Source organism: Opitutus sp. ER46, assembly GCF_003054705.1.
Lineage (GTDB): Bacteria > Verrucomicrobiota > Verrucomicrobiia > Opitutales > Opitutaceae > ER46.
This window is the reverse complement of record NZ_QAYX01000024.1, coordinates 275971-301139: the sequence shown is the minus strand read 5'-3', so window position 1 is coordinate 301139 and position 25169 is coordinate 275971. Positions and strand designations below refer to the sequence as shown.

Genomic DNA, 25169 nt, shown 5'->3' with positions numbered 1-25169 from the left:
GTTTGCCAGTGACTGCAATCACGCAGCCCTGATCAGGGCAGCACGGTGCCCCGGGAAAACAGGCCTCACAATCCGAGTGGTGCCCGCGACTGGCGCCGCGCGACGCGGCGAACTCACTCCTGCACGATCTCGGTGCCGATGCCCTTGTCGGTGAAGATCTCGAGCAACAGCGAATGCGAGAGGCGGCCGTCGATGAAATGCACGCGCTGGACGCCCTCCTGCAGCGCGCGAATCGCGCTCTGCACCTTCGGGCGCATGCCCTTGTCGATGATGCCCTTCTTCTTCAGCTCCTCGACCTGGTTGGTCTTGAGCGTCGAGATGAGCGAAGCCGGATCGGGCGGGTTCGAGAGCAGGCCGGGCACGTCGCTCATGTACACGAGCCGGCGCGCGCGCAGGGCGCTCGCCACGCGGCCGGCGGCGAGATCGGCATTCACGTTGTACGGCTTGCCGTCGTAGCCCTCGGCCACCGGCGAGATCACCGGCACGAAACCATCGGCGATCTCCTTCTTGATGAGCTTCACCTTCACCTCGGTCACGTCGCCGACGTAGCCGAGATCGACCTCGTTGCCGTCATCGTCGGTCGTGAGCTTCTGGCACACGAGGACGGTGTCGCCCGGGAGACCTTTCGGCTTGGCCTTCGCCATCGCCAGGGCATCGCAGACGTCGCGGTTCACGACCTCGTCGAGCGTGCGCTTCACGACGCCCATCGTGGGCTCGTCGGTGACACGGAGGCCGTTGACGAAATTGGCCTTCAAACCCGACTCCGCCATCGCCTTCGTGATGGCTTTGCCGCCGCCGTGCACGACGACGACGTTGATGCCGACGCCGGCCAGGAACGCGATGTCGTAGGCGACGCGCGCGCGGGCGATCGGATCGGGCTCATCCATGAAACTGCCTCCGTATTTGATGACGAAGGTGGAGCCGCGAAAATCTTGGATGTACGGCAGCGCTTCGAGGAGGACCTTGGCCTTGGCGGTGACTTCGGCGACGTTCATCGGCAGTCAGGACACGCGGCTGATCGCCGCGGAGAGGGAAGGAAAGGAAGCGCTCACAGTTTGGATAAGAGGAGAGTGGAATAAGTCAGGCATGCCGGGCATTTCCACTTAATTCTGCGCAACGGAGATGCGACATCCCGGCGAGCGGCGCATCGTCGCAACGCAATGCCGCCGAGCCGGGGAAATCCCGGGAGAATTTCTGCTTTTCTCCACGGCGCGGCGTGGCACTGGTGAATCGTGCCCAGCACCAATCTCACGTTTGCCGATCGTTCCGCCCATCGCGCCTGGCTGGCAACCCAGGCGGCCCTGCCCGCGGGTTTCCGCGTGGGGACAACCCGCTTCGACTTCGTCCCGCGCGAGGCGCCGAAGCCGGCGAAGATGACGCTCACGCTGATCGCGCTCGACCGCCCGACGGCAGACTTCGCCGCCGTGTTCACGAAGAACGCGTTTCCCGGCGCGCCGGTCATCGTGGGCCGCAAGCGCCTCGCCGAGCCGCGCCTGGGCGCGATCATCGTCAACAACAAGATCTCGAACGTGTGCGCACCGGGCGGCGTCGAGGCGAGCGAGCGCATCTGCGCCGCCACCGCCCAGCTCCTCGGCCTGGCGCCAACAGAGGTGCTGCCGAGTTCCACCGGCGTGATCGGCTGGACGCTCCCGGTCGATGCCATGGTCGCGGGCCTGCCCGCGGCCGCGCAGGCGCTGGCCGGCGGCTCCGTGATGCCGGCCGCCGAGGGTATCGTGACCACCGACCTTTATCCGAAGGTGCGCCGGGCCACCGTCGGCAGCGGCAGCATCGTCGGCATCGCGAAGGGCGCCGGGATGATCGAGCCCAACCTCGCGACGATGCTCGTGTACCTGCTGACCGATCTCGTGGTGCCGCGGGCCGAGTTGCGCGCCATCCTGAGCCGGGTCGTCGGCACGAGCTTCAACACCATCAGCATCGACAGCGACACGAGCACCTCGGACACCGTGGTGGCGCTCTCCTCCGGCCGCGTCCCCTGCCCGGACCTCGCGGCCTTCGAAGCCGCCCTGCGGCAGGTGTGCCAGGACCTCGCGGAGGATGTCGTGCGCAACGGCGAAGGCGTTCGCCACGTGGTGCGGGTCGCGGTGCGGAACGCCGCCACGCCGGAGCTGGCGCGCGCCCTCGGCAAGGCGATCGTCAATGCGCCGCTGTTCAAGTGCGCCGTCGCCGGCAACGACCCGAACGTGGGCCGCCTCGTGCAGGCAATGGGGAAATTCGTCGGCGCCCACGCGCCGGACACGGATCTCTCCAAGCTGCGCGCGAGCATCGGCGGCATCGTGATTTTCGCCCGGGGCGTGTTTCAGCTGAACCCCGAGAAGGAGGTCGCGCTCGTCGCGCATTTTCGGGCGGCCGAGCTGTACGCCAGCGCCCCGCCGCAGGACGGCGTCTTTGCGCCGCCGATTCATTTTCCGCCGCACGAACGCTGCGTGGAGATCGATCTCGACCTCGGCACCGGCAGCGGCGCCGCGACGGTGATCGGCGGCGACCTGACGCACGAGTACGTCAGCGAGAACGCCGACTACCGGAGCTGAGCCGAGCTACGGCGCCGCGCGCGCGTGGGCCGCGCGACCCGATTCGGTCGCGTGGTGGCTTCGGAACGTGCGGCGCGCCGGCGACCGCCGCGCGCGCCCGGCCGGGCCGGCTTACTGGTTGACGTGAACGATCTTCGCCGGCGGGAAGCCGTTGAAGTACGTCGAGGAGGCGTGGCTATAGGCGCCGATGTTCTCGCTGTAAACGAAGTCGCCGCGCTGCAGGTCGGGCAGGTTCTCCGCCATCGACACCACGTCGAGCGCATCGCAGGTCGGACCGAACACGGAGCAAATGGAGGTCGGGCCCTTCTTGAACGCCTTCACCGGGTACTTGCAGTGATCGAAGATCACGCCCGAGTACGTGTGATAGACGCCGTCGTTGATGTAGTAGCAGGTCTTCCCATCGCGGACCGCCTTGCCGATGACCTTGGCGACCGAAGTTCCGCAGACGGCGGCTAGGAAGCGGCCCGGCTCGGCGAGAATCTGAATCTCCTTCGGGAAGAGCCGCTCGAGCTCGTTGTTGATGACCTTCGCGAGTTCCTCGAACGGCTTGACGGAGTCGTCGTACGGCGCGGGGAACCCGCCGCCGATGTCGAGCAGGTTCATCTTCGTGTACCCGCGATCACGCGCTTCCTTGAAGATGCCGGCCGAGAGGTTGAGCGCCTGGACGTAGTTTTCGAAATTCGTGGTCTGGCTGCCGACGTGGAAGCTGATGCCCTCGACGGTGAGGCCGGCCTTGTCGGCCGCGAGGATCAGGTCAACGGCCTCGCCGGGCGCCGCCCCGAACTTCGAGGACAGTTCCACCATCGCGCCGGTGTTCGGTACCTTGAGGCGCAGCACGAGCCCGGCCTCGGGGGCATGCTTCTTGATCTTCTGGATCTCCTCGAGGTTGTCGAAGGTGACGAGCGGCTTGTACTTGTTCAGCTCCTCGAGGGTCTCGGTCGGCTTGGTTGGATTGGCGTAGATGATCTTGTCCCAGATCCACTGCTGCCGCTCCCGCGCGGGCAGCTTCTTGATGTTCTCGTACACGATCATGAACTCCGGCATCGACGCGACGTCGAAGCTGGCGCCCTCCTGGAAGAGCGTGCGGACGATCTCCGGATTGGGATTCGCCTTCACCGCGTAATAGGCCTGCACGCGGGGAAGATGGCGCCGGAACTGCCGGTACGCCTTACGCAGCGCGTCGTGATCGATCACGAACAGCGGGGTTCCTTCGGTTTTGGCGAGCTTCTGCAGCCGCGAGAGGGAGATCATGATGGATTGGCGATAGGCTGAAACTAGAAGGCGGTAAGGGGAAACGGCCCGGCTTCAAGCGAGGAATTCGGAGGCGAGAGGGGCCGACAAAAAAACCGCGAGCTCGCGGCTCGTCGCACGCTCGCTTCCGGGGGAAGCGGCGCGGGACGAACCGGCACTCGCGGGCGTTGAGGTGTTTGAGCTTATGGCTGCCGTCGCAGGGCGGCGGAGCGGACGGGACTCAGCCCGTGTGGTCCGTGACGAGGAAGTTCTTGAACTGCCACGGATCCTTCTGGTCGAGGTCGGGCTGGTTGAAGCCCTTGAACGGATTCACGCGATTCTGGAGCGGCGTCCAGTCCTTCGGCTTGGAGATCCAGCGGCCAAGATAGGGCTTGGCGATCTTCAGCACGTAGTCATGCGGGAGATCATCCGGCACCTTGAGCCCTTCGAGCGGGTTCTCGATCATCCACATCGACGCGGCGACGACGGAGATGGCGACCTGCATCGTGGTGGCGTTCTGGTGCGGGACGAGCTTGCGGGACTGCTCGATGGAGAGGTCGCTGCCGGTCCACCAGGAATTGAACGTATGGCCCATCAGCAGGGCGCCGAGGATGTCGGAGCCGCTGGTGATCTCGTCGTTCATGATCCGCTGCTTCTCGACCAGGCGGTAGTTGTAGCCGCGCATCTCGTTCAGCGAGGCGATGGCCTCGTCGCACGGGCAGTACGCGTAGTGCACCGTCGGGCGGTACACGGCCTTGCGGCCCTCCCACACCGTGAGCTTGTCAGACATGGTGAACGCTTCGCCGTGGCGAATGACCATGCCGTAGATGTTGTAGTCGGGCACCCAGGTCCGGACCCAGGTGTTCATGCCCATCCGCGCGAGGCAGATCTGATTCCGGGGGCCCTCCTTGTGCTGGTAGGCCAGCGCGGGCAGCTCCTTCTCGTGCGTGCCCCAGCCCATCTCGGCGGTGGTCTGGCCCTCTTCACGGAAGCCTTCGATACTCCACGTGTTCACGAACTCGTCGACCTGCTTGGGCAGATTCGTGATCTGCGTGTCGCGCTCGCTGACGTGAATGACTTTCACGCCGAGCTCGTGCGCCAGATGGTTGAACGCGAGGTCGGCGACGTGCTGCTGCACCCGTTCGGCTGTGCGGCCCTTGAGGCGCTTCTCCGCGAGCGCGGCCGCCGCGATATCGAGCAGGCCCTGCTTCGCGAAGTGCGAGATGAGGCCGGGGTTCGCGCCGTGCTCGATCACCGCCGTGGCGCCCGGGCCCTTCCACTTCGCCGTCAGGCGGCGCAGGTTCATGTGGCGGTGATAGAGTGTCTTGGTCGTCGGATGCGCGCCTTCACCGCTGTACGGGTCCCACAGCTCGGTCGACGTATTGACATACTTCACACCGTGGTCGCGGCACCACTGTAGGATCTCGCAGGCGTCGATGTTCCACGCGAGGTCGATAAGGAGATCACCTTCGCCGAGGTGTTTCGAAAGCAGGCGATCCATGTTCTCCTGCGTGACGCGATCGCGGACGAAACGGACGCCCTTGGCGGTCCACGGTTTCAGCTTCGCGACGCGGTTTTCGAAATCCATCACCGTCACATTCTTCGCCGGCACCTTGAGGTGCTTGAATAGGATCGGCAGCGTGCATTCGGCCACCGCGCCGAAGCCGACGAAGAGAATACGGTGATTGAATTCGATCATGATTTCCGAGGGTTGAAGCATGCGTCTCCGGTTCCGGCGACGGCCAGGAACATCCTGGGGACGCGATTGCAGCGGAGAATGCGCGGCGCGCGCGCGCGCTGACAAGTGTATTCCAGCTCGGACGGTGCGTGATAACCGCACGGCTTGTCAGGCGGGGAGTTTTCCGCCGCGTGCCTGCACCGGCCGGGCGCAAAATCCTTCTGGATTCGCCGGGACGCGTGGGCGATGGTGGGTCTTCTATGAAAGTCGGCATCGTCGGCGCATCCGGTTACTCGGGCGAAGTCCTGGTCAAACTCCTCCTCGGCCATCCGAAGGTCACGCTCGCGGCGGTCACCTCGCGCACCCACGCGGGCAAAAACCTGGCCGCGGTGATCCCGGCGGTGCGTGGCATCGATCGCGGCCTCAAGTTCGTCGACTCCGACCCGGCGGCGCTGGCCGCGAGCGACATCGACCTATTCTTCCTCGCGCTGCCGCATGGCGCGGCGGCCACGTACGCGAAGGTTCTCGTCCCCGCGGGCAAACGCGTGATCGATCTGAGCGCCGACTTCCGCATCGCCGACCTGGCGGTTTACCAGAAGTACTACGGCGAACACCATGCCCCCGAGCTGCTGCCTGGCGCGCGGTTTGTGCTGCCCGAACTAACGCCCCCGGCGTGGAAGCAGGAAGCCAAGCTGGTCGCGGCGCCCGGCTGCTACCCCACCAGCATTCTCGTGCCGCTCGTGCCGCTGCTGCGCGCCGGCATCGTCACCCGCGAACACATCGTGGTGAACTCGTACAGCGGCGTCAGCGGCGCCGGCAAGAAGGCCGAGGAGATGTACCTCTACGTCGAACGCGCCGAGAGCGTGAAGGCCTACGGCCTGACGAAGCACCGGCACCTCGCTGAAATCGAGGAGCAGTTGGCGGTGCACACCGGCGGCAAGACCATCATCCAGTTCAACCCGCACCTCGCGCCGATGCGGCGCGGCATCGCCACGACGATCACCGTCCCGGCGACGCCCGGGGGCACCATTGAGCAGGCATATGCCGCCTGGCGCGGCGCCTACGCCGGCCGGCCCTTCGTGCACGTACTGCCCACGGGCGAGACGCCCGACACGGCCCACGTCGTCGGCACGAATCGCATCGACATCTCGGCGGTGTACGACGCCCGCACCGGCAATTTCATCCTCACCTCGGCCGAGGACAACCTCGTCAAGGGCGCAAGCGGCCAGGCCATCCAGCTCATGAATCTCTGGTGCGGTTTCGACGAGACCGCCGGGCTCGTCTGAGCCCCTAAAAACGCAGAGGCGGCGTGACGAGATTGCTCCGGTCACGCCGCCACGGCAACCCAACCAACGCGGCAGGGATCCGCCGCGGTAATATCAGAAGGTCATCGCGTAGGCGACGGTGACGACCCCGCGGCCCACGGCAGCGGAATTCTCAACCTTGGGATCGGTGCCCTGCTTGAGGTAGTTGCCCGACCCCTTGGTGTAGGCGACGCCGACGGTGAGCTTGGAGTTCTTCGTCACCTGATAGGGCATCGCGACGCCCACGAGCCAGTAATCGCCCCAGTTCTTCATCTTCGGCTGCGTCAGCTCCCAGGCGTCCGTCCACTTGAACGTGCCCGCGCTAGCGGTGAAATCGAGCTCACTGCCAATGGCCTTCAGCGGCAGCGCGTAGAACGCGTTCAGCTCATAGGTCGGGCCATCGAGCACCAGGTCGTAATAGACCTTCGGCGTGAAGGTGATGCCGGCGAGCGTGACGTTGGCCGCCAGGCTGGGCTCAAAGGTCGTCCGGTAGAACCCGTTGCTCTCCTCGGCCTGCGGGTAGTTGTACCAGGTGAACCCAGGCTGCAGGTTGAACGTATCATTGAACACGATCTTGTAGGAGCCGTAGACGTCGAGCTCCGGGTCCGACTGGCCCTCGACCTTATCCTTCATCGGGAAGTTGCTCCAGAGGCCGACGGCAAGGTTACCCGCACCGACTTCGACGGCGGGTTGGAAAGACGCGCCGCCAAGGCGAACGCCGCGGAACATGTACTGCGATACAACGGCGCCGGTGACGGTGGTCGTCACCGCGGGAGCGGCAGCCGGCGCGGCCGGGGCCGCGGTCTGCGCCGAGACGCCAGCAGCAAGCGAGAGACAGAGGGTGAGTGAGGTGATCAGGCGTAGGTTCATAGTTTTCGTTGCGGCTCGGACCATCAGGCGGATGGGTGAACCGCTGATTCCATAGCAGAGGGCAGGCCAAGTTCTACCGTATGCCATTTTGCACCTGTTCCCAGCCCGTGGAACGAAAGGCCCGACCGGGAGCACCCCGGGAGTCCGGAAAAATAAAACGCCGCCCACGGCGAACCGGGAGCGGCGTTGAAAGGGAGCGTATCGGACGCTTAGCGCTTCGAGAACTGGAACCGCTTGCGGGCGCCCGGCTGGCCGGCCTTCTTGCGTTCCTTCTCGCGCGGATCGCGCTTCATGTGGCCAGCCTTCTTGAGGGCGGGACGGAGCTCGGCGTTGAGCTTCTGCAGCGCGCGCGCGATGCCGTGCGCCACGGCGCCGGCCTGGCCGGCAACACCGCCACCCGCGACGTTCGCGGTGACGTCGATCTTCTCGCGCATGTCGACGGTCAGGAGCGGCGCATAGGCCTGCTTGGCGAAGTTTTCGTGGGAGAAGTACTTTTCGAACTCGCGGCCATTGACCAGGAGTTTGCCGGTGCCCTCGGTGATGCGCACGCGCGCGGTCGAGGTTTTGCGACGGCCGGTACCGAGGAAGACGTTAGCAGGTGTAGCAGCGCTCATGTTCGAACAGGAATCAGACGGTCACTTTCTGGGGGTTGTTGGCCTCGTGGGTGTGCGTCGGACCCGCGAACACGCGGAGCTTACGCAGCATCTTCGCCGCGATGATGTTCTGCGGCAGCATGCCCTTGACGGCATGCTTGACGATGAACTCGGGGTGACGCTCACGCATCAGCGAAACCTTGCGGTAGCTTTCGCCGCCAACGAAGCCGGAGAAGAACATGTACTCGTTCTGCTCTTCCTTCTTGCCGGTGAGGACGACCTTCTCCGCGTTGATCACGATCACGTAATCGCCGGTATCGACATGCGGGGTGTAAGTGGGCTTGTGGCGGCCGCGGACCATGTTGGCAGCCTTGACCGCGAGACGACCGAGCGGAACCCCGGCGGCATCGATGAGATACCACTTCGGCTGCACCGTCTCCTTCTTGGCGAGAAACGTTTTCATGCGAAAAGAGGCCAAGAGCTAGGGTGAAAAAAAGCCTTGTCAATCGAGTTTTCCGCGCCGGTTCGAAAACTTGTTCACAAAGCACCCCACCCCGGCCCTCGCCCGGCACTCCGCAGGCGTCGGTGCACCGGCCGAAGGACCGTCCTTTGGCGGCAAGCTGCAAATGGACCGCGCGTTGCCCTTCGCCCGCAGCCGGCTCCAGAGGCTTGCAGGAAGACAACCATGGGCTTGTTTCACGACACCGATCATTGGACGATGAATACCATGTGCGCATCCACTCACCGCATCCTTTTGCTTCTCGCCGGTTTCCTTGGCCTGACGGGAGTTGCGCTCGGGGCGCTGGGGGCGCACCGCCTGGGGCCGCTCCTGGCGCAGCGCGGCATGATCGCGACTTGGGAAACCGGTGCGCGCTACCACCTGTTCCACGCCGTCGCCCTCCTGGCAGTCGCGGCATTGCACCGCAGCGCGAACGCGTCCGCCGCGCGCCGGCTCGCGGTCGCCGCATGGGCCTGGGCAGTCGGCGTTCTGCTCTTTTCGGGGTCTCTGTATTGGTTCGCCTTGGGCGGCCCGCGCCCGCTGGTCTATGCGACCCCGCTGGGCGGCATCGCCCTCCTGGTCGGCTGGGGGCTCGTGCTGGCGAGCGCCTTCAGCAAAGATGACACCGATAGCCGCCGCTAACCCATGCCTGCTCCGCTTCAGATTCCCGCCGACCTGTATCCCATGCTTGAGGCTGCCCGCCGCGTAGGGCGACCCCACCTGGTCGGCGGCGGCGTGCGCGACTGGCTGCTCGGCCTGAAGCCGAAGGATTTCGACGTCGAGGTCGCGGGCACGGACTTTGATCGGCTGCACCGCGCCCTCGAGATGTTCGGCGCAACCGACGTCATCGGGCGCAGCTTTGGCGTCATCAAGGTGCGCAGCGCCACGAGCGGCGATGAGTACGATTTTTCGCTGCCACGCCGGGAATCCAAGACCGGGTCGGGTCATCGTGGCTTTGCCGTCGCGCCCAATCCGACGCTGACCGATGCGGAGGCCGCGGCACGGCGCGACTTCACCATCAACGCGATCGCGCTCGATCCCTTCACGGGCGAGATCATCGACCCGCACGGGGGCCAGCGCGACCTGCAGGCCCGTCTGCTGCGCCACACCAGCGCGGCGTTCGTCGAGGATCCCCTGCGGGTGCTGCGGGCCTTCCAGCTCGCCGCGCGCTTTGACCTGACGCTCGCGCCCGAGACCGCCGCACTTTGCCGCAGCATTGCGGGCACGTACGCCGAACTGCCCGTGGAGCGCGTCTGGGGCGAGTGGGACAAATGGGCGACCAAGGCAGCGAAACCCTCCCGAGGGCTGGCAGTGCTTGAGGAGACCGGATGGCTCGCCCACTTCCCGGAGGTGGCGGCGCTGCGCGAAACGCCCCAGGAACCCGAGTGGCATCCCGAGGGCGACGTCTTCACGCACACCCAGTGCTGTGTGGACGCCCTAGTCGCGTTGCCGGAGTACCAGACCGGCACCCCCGCGCGTCGCCGACTGCTCATGCTGGCAGTGCTGGCGCACGACTTTGGCAAACCCGCCACCACCGCGCGCGCCGAGAAACGCGGCGCGATGCGCTGGGTCAGCCCCGGACACGAGGCGGCGGGCGCCGCGCCGACGCGCGCGTTTCTACGCCGCATCGGCGCGCCCTTCGAACTCGACGACCCCGTCAGCGCCCTCGTCGTCAACCACCTGGCCCACCAGCACGGCCAGGCCGAGTTCAGCGACAGCGCGGTCCGGCGCCTCGCCCGGAAACTGGCCCCGGCCACGATCGACGACTTGGCGGTCGTGATGCGCTCCGACGCCAACGGCCGGCCGCCGATCCAGACGCCGGAGACGCACCGTCGCATCGACGAGCTCGTCACCAGAGCCCATGCGCTCCAGCTCGCGGACGCGGCCCCGAAGCCGATCCTCCTTGGCCGCCACCTGCTCGCGCTCGGCATGAAGCCTGGGCCCGAGATGAAGCCGATCCTCGACGCAGCGTTCGAAGCCCAGCTTGACGGCGCGTTTGGCGACGAGGCTGGCGCAACCGCCTGGGCCCGGCCCCGCCTGCCGTCTGCTTGAAAAGCAAAAGCCCCGGACGGCGTGAACCGATCCGGGGCCTTGGGTTCAATCCGAACAGGTCCGCCTACTTCTTCACCGGCTCCTCGGCCGGCATGGCGATGACCTTTTCCGGGCCCACGCGGACGAGTCCCGGGACGTTGTTTTTGAGAAACGCGTCCACCTCGGTGTAGAACGCGATCTTCTTCTCCTCCATGTGGAAGCCATGTCCCTCGTCCTTCTCGATGATCATCCGGTACGGCTTCCCCGCCTTCTTTAGCGCGCGTTCCATGTCGTAGCCATGGTTGATCACCACGCGTGGATCGTTCTTGCCGTAGGCCATGAGCACGGGGGCCTGAATCCGGTCCGCAAAGTGCACCGGAGAGGTGTCGTAGATGCGTTTCCGATCCTCACTCTTTCCCAGATCACCTAGCCGCGTGTGTCGCCAATACATCCGACCCGACGCGACGGCCTTCGGAATCAGAAGCTCGATGTCCGTGACACCGACGTAATTGATGCCCGCGCAGTAAAGCTCGGGGGTAAAGGTCAGCCCGGCCATCGCGGCGTATCCGCCGTAACTGGCGCCGCTGATAACTACGCGCTTCGGGTCGGCAATACCCTGTGCCACGGCCCACGCCACGCCGTCCGAGAGATCGTTCTGCATCTCCAAGCCCCAGCGCTTGTAGCCGGCGGCTTCAAACTCGCGGCCATAGCCACCCGAGCCGCGGTAATCGATCTGGAGCACGGCATAGCCCCGATTCGCGTAGAACTGAACCTCGGCATTGTACGCCCAGTTGTCCCGGGGGCCGAACGGCCCGCCGTGGGGATGAATGATGAGCGGCAAGCCGTGGGGCTTCCGCCCCAGCGGCAGCGTCAGATAGCCGTGAAGGGTGAGGCCGTCGCGGGCGGCAAATGTCACCGGCTGCATGGGCGCCATGCGGTCAGGATCGATGCCGGGTTTGATGACGGCGATCTCCTCGAGCTTCTTCTTCGCCTTGTCGTACATGTAGTACACGCCGGGGTCGCGGTCGCTTTGGGAGGCAAAGATGATCTTCGAACCGTCCTCCGAAAACTGCCGGGGATAATGCACGGTGTTGGGGAGGGAGGCGTCCAGCTTTGCCGCCAGGGCCTTCATCTCGTCATCGAGCCAGACGAACCGCTGGCGGTCACCGTCGTACGTGATGCCAACGATCTTCTGCTTCGACTGGTCATAAATCACGTCAGTCACGTCGTAGGTGTCATCCGCATACACGAGGTCGAGCTGCTTGCGCTCGACCAGATCGTAGCGGTAGATCGCCTTCGTCTTCCGGCCGACGTCCGACCAGATGAAGACCGTCCGGTTGTCCCCATCGAACTCGATCGGCTCCCAGCCAGGCTCATCCATGTGATGCTCGGCCAGCTTGGACCAAGCACCGGTCTTCACATCGCGCGCCATGACGCGTCGGATCTGCTCCTCCTCCACGACGGCCAGCCGCACCTCGTCGTTATGGTCGAGCACATAGGTGTCCACCTTACCGGGCGCCCCGACGATCGTGCGCATGGCCGCCGTCTTCAGGTCGAGCTTGGCGACATCGGACCAATCCCCATGCGTGAGGTTGGCCCGGACCAGGATATTGCGGGAGTCCTGCTTGAGGCGGCGCAGGAGGCCGGCAAAGCGCAGGTTGAGTTCTTGCGTCGTCCCCGCCTTGGAATATCCCGAGGCGAGAACGGACGGATCTGAACCATCCCGGTTGACCGCATACAAGGCGTACGACTCGCGCCCACCGTCATCGACGTGAAACAGGATCCGGTCGTTGTTGGCCCAGAGCGGCTGCAGCGCCTGCTTGTCTTTGAAATTGGTCACAAGGTTCTTCGTCCCCTTCTCGAGATCGATCACGGCGAGATTGAGCCGGTGTTCGTAGGGCACGAGGCAGGCGATGTACTTGCCGTTGGGCGAGAACACCAGGGAGCTGATCTTGGGAGAGATGAAGAACGTTTCGACGGGGAGCTCCGGCGGAACAGCAGCGGCAGGGGTGGCGGGATCGGCGGCAAAGACGCACGAACCAAGCAGCAGAAAAGCGAGAAATCGTTTCATGACGTAAACGGAAGCAGAGAGAAAAAAAGCGTGCCCCTTTCGGGGCACGCTCAATTTGGTTCAGAATCTCAGCACTGGCGGTAGCCAGGCTTAGAATTCCTTCGAGACTCGGACGTACAGGAACCGGCCCAAAGCGCCGGCGCTATAAGCATTCGGGTCGAAGAGAAGGGTCTCGCGGCCATTCGCCGGCGGACGATTATTGAAGACGTTCGTCGCACCAACCGTGATCTTCGTATTCCAGAACCCGGCGTACGAGAAACTCGGCGACACGAGCGTATAGGGGTTCTCACCCCAGCCGGCCGCCGTGTAGTTGTCGTTAAAGTACTTCCCGGTCCAGTCGACATTCACGTTCGCGCCGAAGTCCTTGTAGCGCCAGCCCGCGTTGACGCTGGCCTTCCACTCCGGGTTGTAATACAAGCCCGTGTTGTCGAAGAATCCGGAGCCGAGGCCCGAATCCGAGCCCGTCTTGGTGATCTGGGTGGCCTGGGCCACAAAGTTGAAGCTGCCGACGCGCGTATTGCGAAGCTGGTACCGCACTTCGTAGTCGAAACCACGATACAACTGGTAAGCGGCGGTGTTGTTCTGCGGCACCGACTCGATCCGGAGGATCGGGCCCGGGTTGCCGAGGGTGTTGTCACGCACGATGGCATTCGGGAACTGCGCGCGGCCACGCTCCGAAAGGAGGAAGGTCGCGCTCGGGGTGACGATCACCGAGTTGATCCGCATGTCGAAGTAGTCGATTGCAAAGGTCAGACCCTTGACCGCAGGAACTTCGATCACGACGCCGGCGTACTTCACGCGGGCCGTCTCCGGCACCAGGTTCGGATTACCACCGGTCACGATGCGCTGCTGGACAGGAGGATCCTGCAGGCGGAGGGGATCCTGGAGCAGCGTCGAGGAGAAGGCCGTCGTCTGGGAGGCGTAGAGGAGGCCGAGGGCCGGGGCCTGGAAGGACTCGGAATACGAACCGCGAAGCATCACATTGACGATTCGGTTGTCCGGAAGACGCCACTTCGCACCGACCTTCGGCTTCTTGGTGTTGCCGAAGTCGCTGTAGTGTTCGTGCCGGCCGGCGACCTGCACCTCGGCGGAACCGACGTACGGCGCCTTGAAGACCGGGGCGGTGAGTTCGACGTACTGCGAGGCGACCGAGCGCTTGCCGGTGAGCGGCAAACCACCACCGGAACCGAGATAGGCCGCGGTGTCGGGATTGGTGGTGAGCTTCTCATTGCGCATCTCAAGGCCAGCCGCGATGCCGAGATCACCAGCGGGCAGCGTGAGGAGCTTGCCGGAGACGCTGGCGTCCCACGTCAGGCCGTCGGCCTTCGAAGTCCCGGTCGAGCTGGTGAACAGCGCCTTGGTCAGCCCCTCATCAGACGGGCCGAACGGGTTCAGGAACTTGCCCACGTAGCCCGAGAGGGTGCCGTTGAGGGCCGCCTGATAGGTGGTCGCGCGCATCGCGTTGCGGTTGACCGTCGTCACCTGGCTGTAGCCATAGCTGACACCCGTTTCCCAGTCCCAGTTGTTCATGAACGTGCCGCGCAGGCCAGCCAAGACATTGGAGGCGATACCTTCGGTATCAAACTTGCGGACGGGGCCGAAGTTGCTGCGACCCGACAGCGTGGTCAGCGCGACACCGAACGGATTGTACGGATTGTTGGCCGGCAGCGAGAGCCCTTCGGTCGAATAGGTGATGACACCCGGAGTGAAGGCGTAGTAGGTCGAGTTCTTCGAATACATCACCTCGGCAAACGCCTTCAGGTTGTCATTGAACTCGTGCTCCGCGCTTGTGAAGGAGCTAATGCGGTCCGAGGACGGGTAGATGGCATACGTCGGCGCGAAATTGTACCGATTCTCATTGGGCACAGCGGCGCCACCACTGGCCGAGGCCGGGGCGGGGCTGAACGAGGCCAGCGTCGGCGAGCCGGTCGGCTTGCCGCCGGTGACCACGAACGTCCAACTGGATGCAGTCTGGCTCGGGATGGTATAGCCAAGAGCCGTCGCCTGCGCCCGGGTCAGCGTGAAGTTCGCCGGCCAGTTGGCGGTGGAGTTGTTATTCTGGCCCTTGTTCGCACCAAGGTAGCTGTAGTCAGTGTCGGTGATGCCGTAGTCGTGGATGAAGTTTGAATTCTCCGTCTTCACCTCGAGGGCGGTCATGATCTTGGTCTTGGCGGTGCCGGCGCCAGCAACGGCGCTCAAAATGATCGTGCCGGTGTCGCCACCGCTATCCTTGAGCGTGTTGCCGTAATACGCGTCGACCGCGAGGCCGCTGAAGTTTTTCTTCAGCTTGATGTTCAGCACGCCCGAGATCGCATCGGCACCGTAGATGGCAGATGCGCCGTCCTTCAGGAGCTCGATGCTCTCGACCGCGGCGAACGGCAGGTTGTTGAAATCGAAGACCGAGCGATTGGCGCTGTTCACCAGGGCGTACGGGACCGCACGGCGGCCGTTCACGAGGGTGAGGAAGCGCTGGGAGCCGAGGCCGCGCAGGTTGGCGGTGGCGGCGCCGCGGGTGAAGCTGGCGGTCTGGTAAATCGAGTTCGCCGTGCCGGAGTTGAACGGCAGGCTTTGCACGAATTCACCGATGCTGGTGTAGCCCTTGATCTCGATGTCTTCGGCCGTGAAGGACGCGACGGGCGCAGGGGTCTCGTAATCCATGCGCTTGACGCGCGAACCCGTGACCTCGAAACGCTCGAGCTTCTGGGGTTCGTCAGTCTTCTTGGTGTTGTCCGTGGTGTTCGGAGCGGGTTGAGCGACCACAATGCTTCCGGTCAATCCGAGCAATGTGGCCATACGCAGTGCCGACGACGCGGCCTGCAGCAGCGACTTGTTCATAGTTCGTAGTGTGTGTTGTGCGTAGCCAGCGGGTGGTTACACCAGCTGGGGGTTGGTTGGACCGGGTTATGACACACGGGCTTCTCCCGAATAAGCAATATTGAATTACTCGGAATTTACACCGGATGGCGGAACCCTTCGGTTTGCGGCCCCCTGATGCAGGATCCATTCCTTTTCCGATTCGATCCCGGGAAAATCCCGGGATTTCGGCACAAAAAAGGGCCCCGGCGGTTGGCCGGGGCCCTGATTCAAGTCTTTGGCTGGTAGTTAACTAGTGACTACCGCTTACCAGTCCTTCGAAACGCGCAGGTAGACGAACTGCTTCTCGGACTCGTGGATATCCGAATCCCAGCCCGTGGACGCAGAGGAGTCGAACGGCGGGTTGCGATCAAACACGTTGCGAGCGCCCAGGGTGATCTTGGTGCGGCCGAAGCCGGTGTAGCTCACCTGCGGGTTGATGATGATCTGCGAGGACATGTCGCCGACCTCGTTGTAGTTCTCGAAGGTGCCGATGTAGTTTGCGTACACGGCGGCCGACCAGTTGCCCTTGCTCCAGGTCGTCGAGAACACGCTGCGCCAGCGGGGCTGGTTGTAGGTGCCGGCGTAGTCCGTCGAGTTCAGCTTGAACTCAGACAGGTATGTGCCGGACGCCACGAAGCGGAAGCGGCCGAGACGGCTCGTCTTGAAGTCATAGGCCACCTCGACGTCGACACCGCGGTAGGTCTGCTCGTCGATATTGTCGTACGTATCGATGATGTAGTTGATCGTGCCGTACGTCTCGCCGGCGGCGGGAGCGTTGCGGATGACCTTGCCCGGGAGGGTGTCCTCGTTCTTGAGGATGAACGACTCGCCAAGCTGGGAGATCAGCTGGGTCTGCTTGAACTGGAAGGCGTCGATCGAGACCGAGAGGCCCTTCAGCGCGGGCAGCGTCGGCTCAAACTGCACGCCGGCGTAGATCGTGTCCGTCTCTTCCGGCTGCAGGGCCGGGTTGCCGCCGGACTTGGTCTGGATCTGGCGCGGGGCGTCATTCGGCCGCTTCGGATCCTTCAGGCTCGAGCTGGAGAACTGCGTGACCTGGCTCGTGTAGAGGTACGACAGATTCGGCGCGAGGAAGGACTGGCCGAAGGACGTACGGAGGAGCAGCCAGGGCGTCGGACGATAGGACACGGCGACCTTGGGCTTGGTGGCGCTGCCAAAGTCACTGTAGTGCTCGGTGCGGCCGGCGACCTGAGCCTGGAGGCCCTTGACGATCGGGACGCTGATTTCGGCATAGGCCGCGTTCACGCGACGGGTGCCCCAAACGGAGGCGCCCTCGGAGCCACCGATCACGTTGCCGGCGATCTCGTCCTTGGAACGGATGTTCTTGAAGTCCTCGGTGCGAACTTCGCCGCCGACCGCGAGGCCGACCGCGCCCGCCGGGAGCTGGAAGAGATCACCGCTCGCGCTGATGTCCCAGGTGCGAAGCTCGAACTCCGAACTATTGGGATTCTCGTGCGTGTAATAGGCGGTCACGCGCGGGTCCTCGGGGCCAAACGGGTTGGCATAGAGGGTGGTGCCGCCGATCGTGACGCCGTTCAGCGCCTTCTGGTACAGGTCATCGAACACGGTGCCGCGATTCAGATTCGAGGTCTCGTTCGAGCTGTAGACGTAGCCCGACTCCCAGGTCCAGTTGTTGCTGCCAGGGATCTCGCCGCCAAGGCCCACGAGCACGCGGGGCGAGTCGGAGGTGACGTCGTTGATGCGGTTACCCGCGCTGACCAGACGGGCATACCACTCGTCCTCGAGGTTTTCGCCGAATGGATTGTTCGGATTCCAGCTCGGAATGGTCAGGGCGCCGGTGTTCGGGCCCGTGCCATTCTCGCTGTAGCTGAAAACCGGGGCCGGAGCGGCGTCGATCGTCGTCCGCGTGCGGCGGAACGAAACCTCCGTGAAGGCGTAGATGTTCGGGTTAAAGTCGTGCCGGCCGCGGGTGTAGAAGCCGTACTTCCGCGTCGCCGGAGCGAGATCCGTCACGTTCTGGAAGTTGTAGGTACCGTGGCTGACATCGGCGACCACGAAGTCATTGCGCGTCGGGTTAGCCTTCGGGGCAGCGAGAGTGTAGTAGTCGCCGAGGCTCGGGACATACGCCAAGGCGGGGAAACCCGCATAGCTGCGGAAGTCATCGCCGCCCAGCGCGGTCGTGTTCGCCTGGCTGGAGAAGTTGTAGTCGTGATCCTTGATGGAATTGCGCTCCTTCCAGTCCACCACCGCCACGATCGAGTTCTTCGCATCGGAAGCGCCGGCGACCACCGAGAAGGACTTCTCGAGCGAATCCGTCTTCACCGTGTTGCCGATTTCGACGTTCGTGGTCAGGCCGCTGTAGTTCTTCTTCAACTTGACGTTGATGACGCCGGAAACCGCGTCCGAACCGTAGATGGCGGAACCACCGTCCTTGAGGACTTCGATCGCCTCCACGGCGCCGGCCGGAATGCTGTCGAGGTCGAACACCGTCTGCAGGCCGTTGAAGCCCGGGCTGCTCAGCGGAGCCGCGCGGCGGCCGTTGAGGAGCACCAGCACGTTGTTGTTGCCCAGACCGCGCATGTTCACGGTCGAAGCACCGGGGGTGAAGCTGTTGTTCGAGCCATTCGGCATCAGCGAAGAGCCACTGACCATCGGCATGCTGCGGAGGGCCTCGCCCACCGTGCCGTAGCCGGAAATCGTCAGGTCTTCCTGGGTGAACGCGGCAACCGGATTCGGGCCTTCCGAATCGATCCGCTTGATACGGGAACCGGTGACCTCATAGGCCTCGAGCTTCTGAGGCTCGTCCTTCTTGGTCTGGTTCTGAGTGGAGCTCGACTGGGCGGACGCAATTCCGACCGTCAGTCCGAATAACGCAGTCAAACGCAATGCCGACGACGCGGCCTGCAGCAGCGACTTGTTCATAGTTCGTAGTGTGTGTTGGACAAACCGGGCCGACGTCTCCGTCGGTCAAGTCAATTGGACCGATCATCACACAGGAACGCCGCCCGGCGAAGCAATCGTAAATTTCCCCGCCAACCGCCAGCGTATCGCCGCCTCTGATTCGCGTTTACCTGTGACGGGACGGTCCGAATTTGCCGCTTTACCACCCCCAAAATAGGGCGGCCGACCCCTGGGCCGGCCGCCTCGTCCGCCACCGTCTTGCAGGACGGCGTGTCACTCCAATCAGAACTTCCAGTCGACCTTCACGAGGTACTTCCGGCCGATCGGATCGTACGTCGCGATGTCCGCGTTGGACTCCGAAAACGTGTCCGGCAGCAGCGGCGGCTTCGTGTTGTGTGAGGTTCTCAGCGCTGAAGGAGATCTTCATCCCCCGCAGGAACCGCGGGCCGCGATCGCTGAACATGTACCCGATGCCGACGTCGACGGAGTCGTACGCCTCGGCGTGGGTCTTGCCCGAGGCCGTCTCATCCGGGGCAAAGGTCTTCGGGATGTAGCGGTTGCCGATGAAGCCCTGCCAGCCGCCGCGGCTCACGGTGAGGAGCGTATAGTTGGACCAGCGCGGAATCGTGCCCGCCGTGACCGTCGCACGTCCTGCCAGCTTCTCGCCGTCGAAGGTGTAATCCTTCCAGTAGGCAAAGTTGGACGACAGGTGAAACTTGTACGCGCCCTGCTCGAACTTGTGCTTGAGCGTGAAATCGAAGCCGGAGGCGTCCTGCGTCGCGATGTTCACCAGCGGCCGGGTCATATAGACCGAGTCGATATTGTTCGCGACCTGGCCCGGAGCGGTGATCGGCGTGCCGTCGTCTCCGAAGCCCTCGACGCGGACGTCGTACGACACCGCGCTGGCCCGATTGCCAGTGTAGGCCGGGTTGGGCTGGCCGTTCGGAAGATTGCGGATGTACGGCGAATTCGGGCCGAGGTCCTCCACCGACTGCAGGATGGTCTGCGCCGCGATGACGCCGACGACGTCCTTTTCCTTCACCTTCCAGTACGTCAGTTCGGCCGAGAACCCGCGGTGCGCCTTGGGCGACCAGATCACGCCGACCGTGTACGCCTTGGAGCGAGCCGGCTTCAGCTCGGGATTCGAGCCGCCGCGGATCTGGCCCTGCCCGACGACGTAGTTGTCCGGCGTATCAGCCGCACCATGGGGCAGCAGGTTCACCTCAGGCGTGAAGCCGACGTCACTGGGGCCGAACAGCTGGTCAGTCAACTTGCCCTCCGATTTGCCTCCGGCTGCACCCCGTATCGCTTCCTCGACACCCGCCCCCCGCCCCTGCGAACTTGCCTCGCTTCCCGTGAAAGAGATCCAAGCCATCGTCGGCGCCCTCATCCGCGGTCGCGCGCAACCCGCCGCCCTTGCCACCCTCGTCAGCGTCACGGGGTCCTCGTACCGCCGGCCGGGCGCCCGGCTTCTGCTCCTCGCCGATGGCACGCACGTCGGCTCCATCAGCGGCGGCTGTCTCGAGCAGGACGTGATCGAGCGCGCCCAACGCGTCCTGACCCGCCGCGAACCCGACACCGTCGTGTACGACACGACGTCCGAGAACGATATCGTCTGGGGCGTCGGACTCGGCTGCCAGGGCGTGGTCCGCCTTCTGATCGAGCCTCTGCCCGAGCGCCCCGCCTGGGCCGTCGCGCTGGCCGACAACTTCACCGCGCGTCGGCCGACGCACCTGGCCATCACCCACCGCCACGACGATCCGCACGCCCTCGGCACCGCCCTCACCGCCGCCGACGCCGTCAGCTCCGCCAATGTCTTCGTGCAACTCGTCCCGCCCCCGGTTCGGCTGGTCGTGTTCGGGGCGGGTGACGACGCCCAGCCGCTCGTCCGCTTCGCCACCGAACTTGGCTGGGAAACAATCGTCGCCGACCCGCGCGCCACCTTTGCCTCCCCCGCCCGCTTTCCGTCGGCCGCTCGCCTGGTCGTGCAGCCGCCCGATCAGCTCGCCGACGCGGCCGGCCTCGACGCCCACTCGCTGGTTGTCGTGATGACCCACCACTACGTCCACGACCTGCCCCTGCTGCGCGCGCTTCTCCCCCGCCCGCTCGCCTATCTCGGACTGCTCGGTCCCCGGAAGCGCGCGGACCGCATCCTCGCCGATCTCGCCGCTGGCGGCCTCACGCTTTCCTCCGCCGACCGCGCCCGGCTGCACGCCCCCATCGGACTCGACCTCGGCGCCGACGGCCCGGAACAGGTTGCGCTCGCCATCGTCGCCGAGATCCAGGCCTGCCTTGCCCAGCGCAGTGCCGCGCCGCTGCATCAGGTGTTCGCCACCCCGGAGTCCGTCCGCCTCTCGATCCATTAGCCTGCCATGAGCAGACCGGACCCTGCTGCCCCATCCGCCCGCCCGCCCCGGGTCGGCGCGATCATCCTCGCCGCCGGCGCGTCGACGCGCATGGGCTCCCCCAAGCAACTCCTGCCCATCGAGGGCAAACCGCTCCTGGTCCGCACCGTCGAGTCCGCCCTCGGCGCGCCCGTCTGGCCCGTGATCGTCGTCCTCGGGGCGCATGCCGAACAGATCCGCCCTGCCCTGGCCCACCTGCCCGTCCTCACCGTGGAGAACCCCGCCTGGCCCGAGGGCATGGCCTCGTCCATCCGCGCCGGGATCACCGCGCTCCAGCAGTTTTCGCGGATGATGGACGCCGTCGTGATCGCGCTTTGCGACCAGCCCGCGTTTTCCTCCACGACGGTCGTCCAGCTGATCACCGCCCACCGGACCACCGGTCGCACCATCGTCGCGGCCCGCTACGCCAACCGCCGCGGCGCGCCCGCCCTGTTCCTGCGGGAACACTTCCCCGCCCTGGCCGCGCTCACGGGCGAAGAGGGTGCCCGGCCCCTGCTTCAGGGCGACACGTTCCCCGTCGCCACCGTCGATCTGCCGGAGCTCGCGGTCGACCTCGATTCCCCCGCCGACTACGCCAGTCACGCTGGCACTCCCCCTTCCCCACATGAAATTCCGCTCCCTCAGTCTCCTCCTCGCGGTGCTTAGCGCCGCCGTCCTCGCCGCCGCGGCCGATAAACCCGACAAGGAAAAGCTCAAGGCGGAGATCGCCGCCACCGAGGCCGCCTTCTCCGCCATGGCGCAGGAAAAAGGTCTCCTCGCCGCCTTCGAACATTTCGCCGCCCCCGACGTCGCGTTCGTCGCCACCGACCCGCGCCAATGGCGCGGCCCCGCCGCCGTCCGCGAACACCTCAAGAATTCACCGCCCGGGCTCCGCCTTTCCTGGTCCGCGCTGTTCGTCGACGTGTCCGACGATGGCACGCTCGGCTACGACTACGGGCGGTACGAGTCGCGGCTGCCGGGTCCCGACGGCCAGGACTCCGTCCGCGGCGGCTTTTTCCTCACCATCTGGAAACGGCAGCCCGATGGGTCGTGGCGCTACGTGATGGACCACGGCGCGCCTGACCGGCCAACCAAATAAGCCGTCCCCTGGCACGGGATCGGTGACGGCCCTGGCCGTCACCGCTTTCCGGATGCGCGCCCGCTCAGGGCAGCGTCGCTTCGGCCACTTTGCGGCTCTGCGTCGCGCGGTACTCGTCGATCGCCTGCTTCGCGTTCGGGTCGGCGAGCGCCAGGATGGCCACGGCAAACAGCGCCGCGTTGATCGCGCCTGGCTTGCCGATCGCGAAGGTGCCCACCGGCACCCCGCCCGGCATCTGCACCATCGAAAGGAGCGAATCGAGGCCCTTGAGCGAGGCCGACTCCATCGGCACGCCCAGCACGGGCAACGGCGTGAGCGCCGCCGCGACGCCCGCAAGGTGCGCCGCGCCGCCCGCCGCCGCGATGATCACCTTCAGCCCGCGGTCCCGCGCGCCGCCGCACCATTCGAAAGCGAGCTGCGGCGTGCGGTGCGCGCTGATCACGCGCTTCTCGTACGCAACGCCAAGCTGATCCAGGGTCTTCGCACAGTGCTGCATCGTCTCCCAGTCGGACGTGCTGCCCATGATGATTCCAACGACAGGTGTGGGGGTGGCCATAGGAGGCGGAAACTAGGAAAAGAAGCCGCGCCCTCGGCAAACGAAAACACGAACGCCGGCCAATTTCGGCCGGCGCCCTCTCTGGTCCTGGCGCGAAGCCCGTCCGGGATCGTTCCGACCTCGGTCGGAAACGGCCCGGACGCAGCCCGGCGCTACACCAATGCCATGTTTTCGCGGGAGAGCACCACGGTGGTCCCGGCGATCTTGTCGTGCCAGGACTGCCGCTCGTCATCGATCGCGACCCAGATGAAGCCGAGCCCGACGATCAGGAGCGACACGAAGCAGCCGAGCGCCCGCACGACAGCCGTTGCCCAGTCGATCGGCCGGTTGTCCACGCGCACCACCCGCAGCCCGCAGATGATGCCACCGATCGTCGTGCCGCGCAGCTTCCACAACGCCGCGCCATAGGCCGCGAGCGCCGGCAGGAAGAGCGGGAAGACGTGCAGGTCCCAGCGATCGGGGAAGATGCCGAGGAAGAGCATGAGAATCACCCAGACGAGCATCGCATCGATCGCCATCGCGCCCGTGCGAATCCAGAACCCGGCCCGCGGCAGGCTCGCCAGCAGCACGCGCGGCGGCACCCCGGCCACCGTCGGCACCGGCATGACCGGCGGTACGGCCGACTCGGCAAACGGAGTCGCTCCCAACTCAGGCGCGACCGCCGCCGCAGGCTGCGCGCCAATGTCCGCAGGGTCAGCCGGCGTCGCCATGGCGGCGCCAACCAACCCCGCGCTGCTCGCAGGCGCCGCCGGCGGCGTCACCCCACCCGCAAATGCGGGAGCCGGCGTCACGGGCCGTGACTGCTTCTCGCGCTTGGAGGCCAGCATCAGGGTGTAGACCACGACCCCCAGCCCCATCACCCCGAGTAATTTGTGCGTGATGAAGGCAAGCACCGGCACGGTATAGAGCAGCATCACGATCACGCCGCCCACGAGCACCGCGAAGGCCGGATGTGCCATCGGTCCTTCCTGCGCGAAGAGCCGCGTGATCCGCCGGCCCAGCCAGCCAATCATCACCGCCTTGCCGAACAGGGTGGCGAGCAGCAGGGCGATGCCGACGAACGGCACCACGGCGATGCCAACCACCGTGATGATCAGCAGGAGGATAAGCACCGGCGTCAGGAGCAGCGTCAGGAGTGCCGCCAGGATCGACCCACCGGGGCGCGTCTCGAGCGTCTGCACCGATTTTTCCATGCCGCCGCGGAAGAGCAGCGCGAGCACGATATAGAACGCCAGGAAGATGGCGGCGACGCCCCACGCCCAGCCCAGCCCGGGAGCAAACGCCAGGAACCGCCCCTTCAACAGGCAGGCATTGAGATAGTCGCCGAAGCCGCCCGCGCTCCCGACGCCAAAGGGCAGCCCGATCGCGGGCACCGAGCCGCGCACCACCGCCTTGGGGTCGCGCTTCACCCGCCCTGCCACGCTAACGACATCGCCGCGCACCTCGGCATTTGGCCCAAGTTCCACGTTGCCAAGCACAGCCACGACGTCGCGCACCTTGCCGTCGACGTACACGTTGCCCATCACCGCGACGACCGAATCGCCCACCGTGCCCGTGGCCCGCGCATTGCCCATCACGGCCACGACGGCGTCCGCGACGTCACCGTCGGCAGTCGCATTGCCCATCAGCGCAACGACCGCGTCGGCGTTCTCGCCCTTGGAGAGCGTCGCGTTCTCGAAAATCATCACCCGGGACGAGCCAGTGCGAGGCGGGCGCGACGAGCGCACCGTCACCTTTTCCTGCGACTTCGCAGAACTGGCCGGAGTCGCCGCGGCGTCCGTCGCCTCGGTGGCGGCGGTGTCCAGCCGGCGCAACTCACCACCGGCGCTTTGGCCGCTATCCGGTTTTGCCTCCGTCTCGACCGGCGCCGCGGGGGCGGCGGCAGCGGCAGGTGCGACTGGAGCGGCGGGGGGCGCACTGGCGTCCGGTACGACCGCCGCGCTGTCGGTCGACGCGGTGGCCGACGGGGCGGGAGCGGCCGCGGCCGGCTGGTCCGGCGAGGGTGGCACCGCCGGTTCCGCCGGAGCCGCAAACGTCACCAGGCCGGCGCAGGTGAACGCGGAGAGAAGCAGCAGGCGCAAAGACGTTTTCATGATTAAGATGAAGCGTAGAGGGTGCGGTAGGCCGCGGCGCCCAAACCGAAGAGCGCCAGATACAGGCCGACGATCACGGCGGCCCCGCCATACAGCCAAAGGGGAGGAATGCTGCTGACGACCGTGTGGCCGAATTCGCCGACCGTACTGAACAACCGACCCGCCGTCTGCGCGGCCTGGAGCGCCGGCAACGAGGCGGCCTTGGTTTGCACCGCCGTGGTGGCGAGCGTGGCCCAATGCGTGGCGAACAGCCACAGCCCGGCGACGCCGGCACTGACGGCAATGAACACGAGCTTCGCGCCCAGCGGCCAGCTCGCGAAGCTCTTGCGCCACCACGGCAGCGCCGCGCGACGCGACAACTCGGCCAGCACCCGTTCCTCAAGCGAACGCGGCGCCCGGCGCGACGGCAGATCGCGGACGGCGCGGTTCACCCATTGTTCGAGTTTCTGTTGGTCCTGGGGATTCATGGCGGGGAA

At 65.4% G+C, this 25169-nt stretch carries 20 protein-coding genes; 7 read left to right on the top strand and 13 right to left on the bottom strand.

Going from position 1 to position 25169, the window contains the following annotated elements; genetic code table 11:
* Positions 1-113: 113 nt before the first annotated feature.
* Positions 114-995: an acetylglutamate kinase gene (argB, locus tag DB354_RS16660; protein WP_107836775.1), complete on the bottom strand. Its 882-nt coding sequence runs from the start codon at positions 993-995 to the stop codon at positions 114-116.
* 237 nt (positions 996-1232) lie between these two features.
* Here argB and DB354_RS16655 point away from each other — a divergent pair, with 237 nt between their 5' ends.
* Positions 1233-2549 carry a bifunctional ornithine acetyltransferase/N-acetylglutamate synthase gene (locus DB354_RS16655; RefSeq protein ID WP_107836774.1) on the top strand — a complete coding sequence of 439 codons (1317 nt, stop codon included), beginning with the start codon at positions 1233-1235 and terminating at the stop codon, positions 2547-2549.
* Between the two features lie 111 nt (positions 2550-2660).
* On the opposite strand, the gene DB354_RS16650 is transcribed toward DB354_RS16655, so the two are convergent.
* A complete protein-coding gene (locus DB354_RS16650) occupies positions 2661-3800 on the bottom strand; it encodes a type III PLP-dependent enzyme (protein WP_107836773.1) in 1140 nt (379 codons plus the stop codon).
* A gap of 220 nt (positions 3801-4020) precedes the next feature.
* Positions 4021-5478 (bottom strand): saccharopine dehydrogenase C-terminal domain-containing protein, encoded by a 1458-nt coding sequence (locus DB354_RS16645; RefSeq protein ID WP_199226874.1) that lies wholly within the window; start codon positions 5476-5478, stop codon positions 4021-4023.
* A gap of 239 nt (positions 5479-5717) precedes the next feature.
* On the opposite strand from DB354_RS16645, the gene argC reads away from it, so the two are divergent.
* On the top strand, positions 5718-6743 hold the full coding sequence (gene argC, locus DB354_RS16640) for an N-acetyl-gamma-glutamyl-phosphate reductase (protein ID WP_107836772.1): 1026 nt from the start codon (positions 5718-5720) through the stop codon (positions 6741-6743).
* A 93-nt stretch (positions 6744-6836) separates the two neighbouring features.
* On the opposite strand, the gene DB354_RS16635 is transcribed toward argC, so the two are convergent.
* The 3 genes from DB354_RS16635 to rplM form a co-directional block, all read right to left on the bottom strand.
* The gene (locus DB354_RS16635) at positions 6837-7631 is read right to left on the bottom strand and encodes a TorF family putative porin (RefSeq protein WP_158277579.1); all 795 of its coding nucleotides are present in this window, start codon (positions 7629-7631) and stop codon (positions 6837-6839) included.
* A gap of 209 nt (positions 7632-7840) precedes the next feature.
* Positions 7841-8245, bottom strand: coding sequence for a 30S ribosomal protein S9 (rpsI, locus tag DB354_RS16630; RefSeq protein WP_107836770.1), 405 nt, complete (start codon positions 8243-8245; stop codon positions 7841-7843).
* A 13-nt stretch (positions 8246-8258) separates the two neighbouring features.
* Positions 8259-8687: a 50S ribosomal protein L13 gene (rplM, locus tag DB354_RS16625; RefSeq protein WP_107836769.1), complete on the bottom strand. Its 429-nt coding sequence runs from the start codon at positions 8685-8687 to the stop codon at positions 8259-8261.
* A gap of 222 nt (positions 8688-8909) precedes the next feature.
* Here rplM and DB354_RS16620 point away from each other — a divergent pair, with 222 nt between their 5' ends.
* Complete coding sequence (locus tag DB354_RS16620) at positions 8910-9365, top strand: DUF423 domain-containing protein (RefSeq protein ID WP_199226873.1); 456 nt, start codon at positions 8910-8912, stop codon at positions 9363-9365.
* 3 nt (positions 9366-9368) lie between these two features.
* A complete protein-coding gene (locus DB354_RS16615; RefSeq protein ID WP_233256668.1) occupies positions 9369-10775 on the top strand; it encodes a polynucleotide adenylyltransferase in 1407 nt (468 codons plus the stop codon).
* 64 nt (positions 10776-10839) lie between these two features.
* Here DB354_RS16615 and DB354_RS16610 read toward each other — a convergent pair whose 3' ends face one another.
* The 4 genes from DB354_RS16610 to DB354_RS16595 all read right to left on the bottom strand — a co-directional run bounded on the left by DB354_RS16610 (position 10840) and on the right by DB354_RS16595 (position 19831).
* A complete protein-coding gene (locus tag DB354_RS16610) occupies positions 10840-12825 on the bottom strand; it encodes a S9 family peptidase (RefSeq protein ID WP_107836768.1) in 1986 nt (661 codons plus the stop codon).
* A 90-nt stretch (positions 12826-12915) separates the two neighbouring features.
* The gene (locus DB354_RS16605) at positions 12916-15660 is read right to left on the bottom strand and encodes a TonB-dependent receptor plug domain-containing protein (RefSeq protein WP_107836767.1); all 2745 of its coding nucleotides are present in this window, start codon (positions 15658-15660) and stop codon (positions 12916-12918) included.
* 285 nt (positions 15661-15945) lie between these two features.
* Positions 15946-18582: a TonB-dependent receptor gene (locus DB354_RS16600; protein ID WP_107836766.1), complete on the bottom strand. Its 2637-nt coding sequence runs from the start codon at positions 18580-18582 to the stop codon at positions 15946-15948.
* A gap of 178 nt (positions 18583-18760) precedes the next feature.
* Entirely contained in the window at positions 18761-19831 is a 1071-nt protein-coding gene (locus DB354_RS16595) for a TonB-dependent receptor (protein ID WP_158277578.1), read from the bottom strand.
* Between the two features lie 85 nt (positions 19832-19916).
* Between DB354_RS16595 and DB354_RS16590 the strand changes: the two genes are divergently transcribed.
* The 3 genes from DB354_RS16590 to DB354_RS16580 are packed head-to-tail and all read left to right on the top strand — an operon-like array spanning position 19917 to position 22044.
* On the top strand, positions 19917-20927 hold the full coding sequence (locus DB354_RS16590; RefSeq protein ID WP_107836764.1) for an XdhC/CoxI family protein: 1011 nt from the start codon (positions 19917-19919) through the stop codon (positions 20925-20927).
* Positions 20928-20933: 6 nt separating this feature from the next.
* Positions 20934-21611: a nucleotidyltransferase family protein gene (locus DB354_RS16585; protein WP_107836763.1), complete on the top strand. Its 678-nt coding sequence runs from the start codon at positions 20934-20936 to the stop codon at positions 21609-21611.
* A complete protein-coding gene (locus DB354_RS16580; RefSeq protein ID WP_107836762.1) occupies positions 21571-22044 on the top strand; it encodes a nuclear transport factor 2 family protein in 474 nt (157 codons plus the stop codon). The genes DB354_RS16585 and DB354_RS16580 overlap by 41 nt, the downstream gene beginning before the upstream one ends.
* Before the next feature lie 64 nt (positions 22045-22108).
* On the opposite strand, the gene purE is transcribed toward DB354_RS16580, so the two are convergent.
* The 3 genes from purE to DB354_RS16565 form a co-directional block, all read right to left on the bottom strand.
* The gene (gene purE, locus DB354_RS16575) at positions 22109-22600 is read right to left on the bottom strand and encodes a 5-(carboxyamino)imidazole ribonucleotide mutase (protein WP_107836761.1); all 492 of its coding nucleotides are present in this window, start codon (positions 22598-22600) and stop codon (positions 22109-22111) included.
* 152 nt (positions 22601-22752) lie between these two features.
* The gene (locus DB354_RS16570; protein ID WP_107836760.1) at positions 22753-24693 is read right to left on the bottom strand and encodes an RDD family protein; all 1941 of its coding nucleotides are present in this window, start codon (positions 24691-24693) and stop codon (positions 22753-22755) included.
* 2 nt (positions 24694-24695) lie between these two features.
* Positions 24696-25160: a hypothetical protein gene (locus DB354_RS16565; RefSeq protein ID WP_107836759.1), complete on the bottom strand. Its 465-nt coding sequence runs from the start codon at positions 25158-25160 to the stop codon at positions 24696-24698.
* Between the last annotated feature and the right edge of the window lie 9 nt (positions 25161-25169).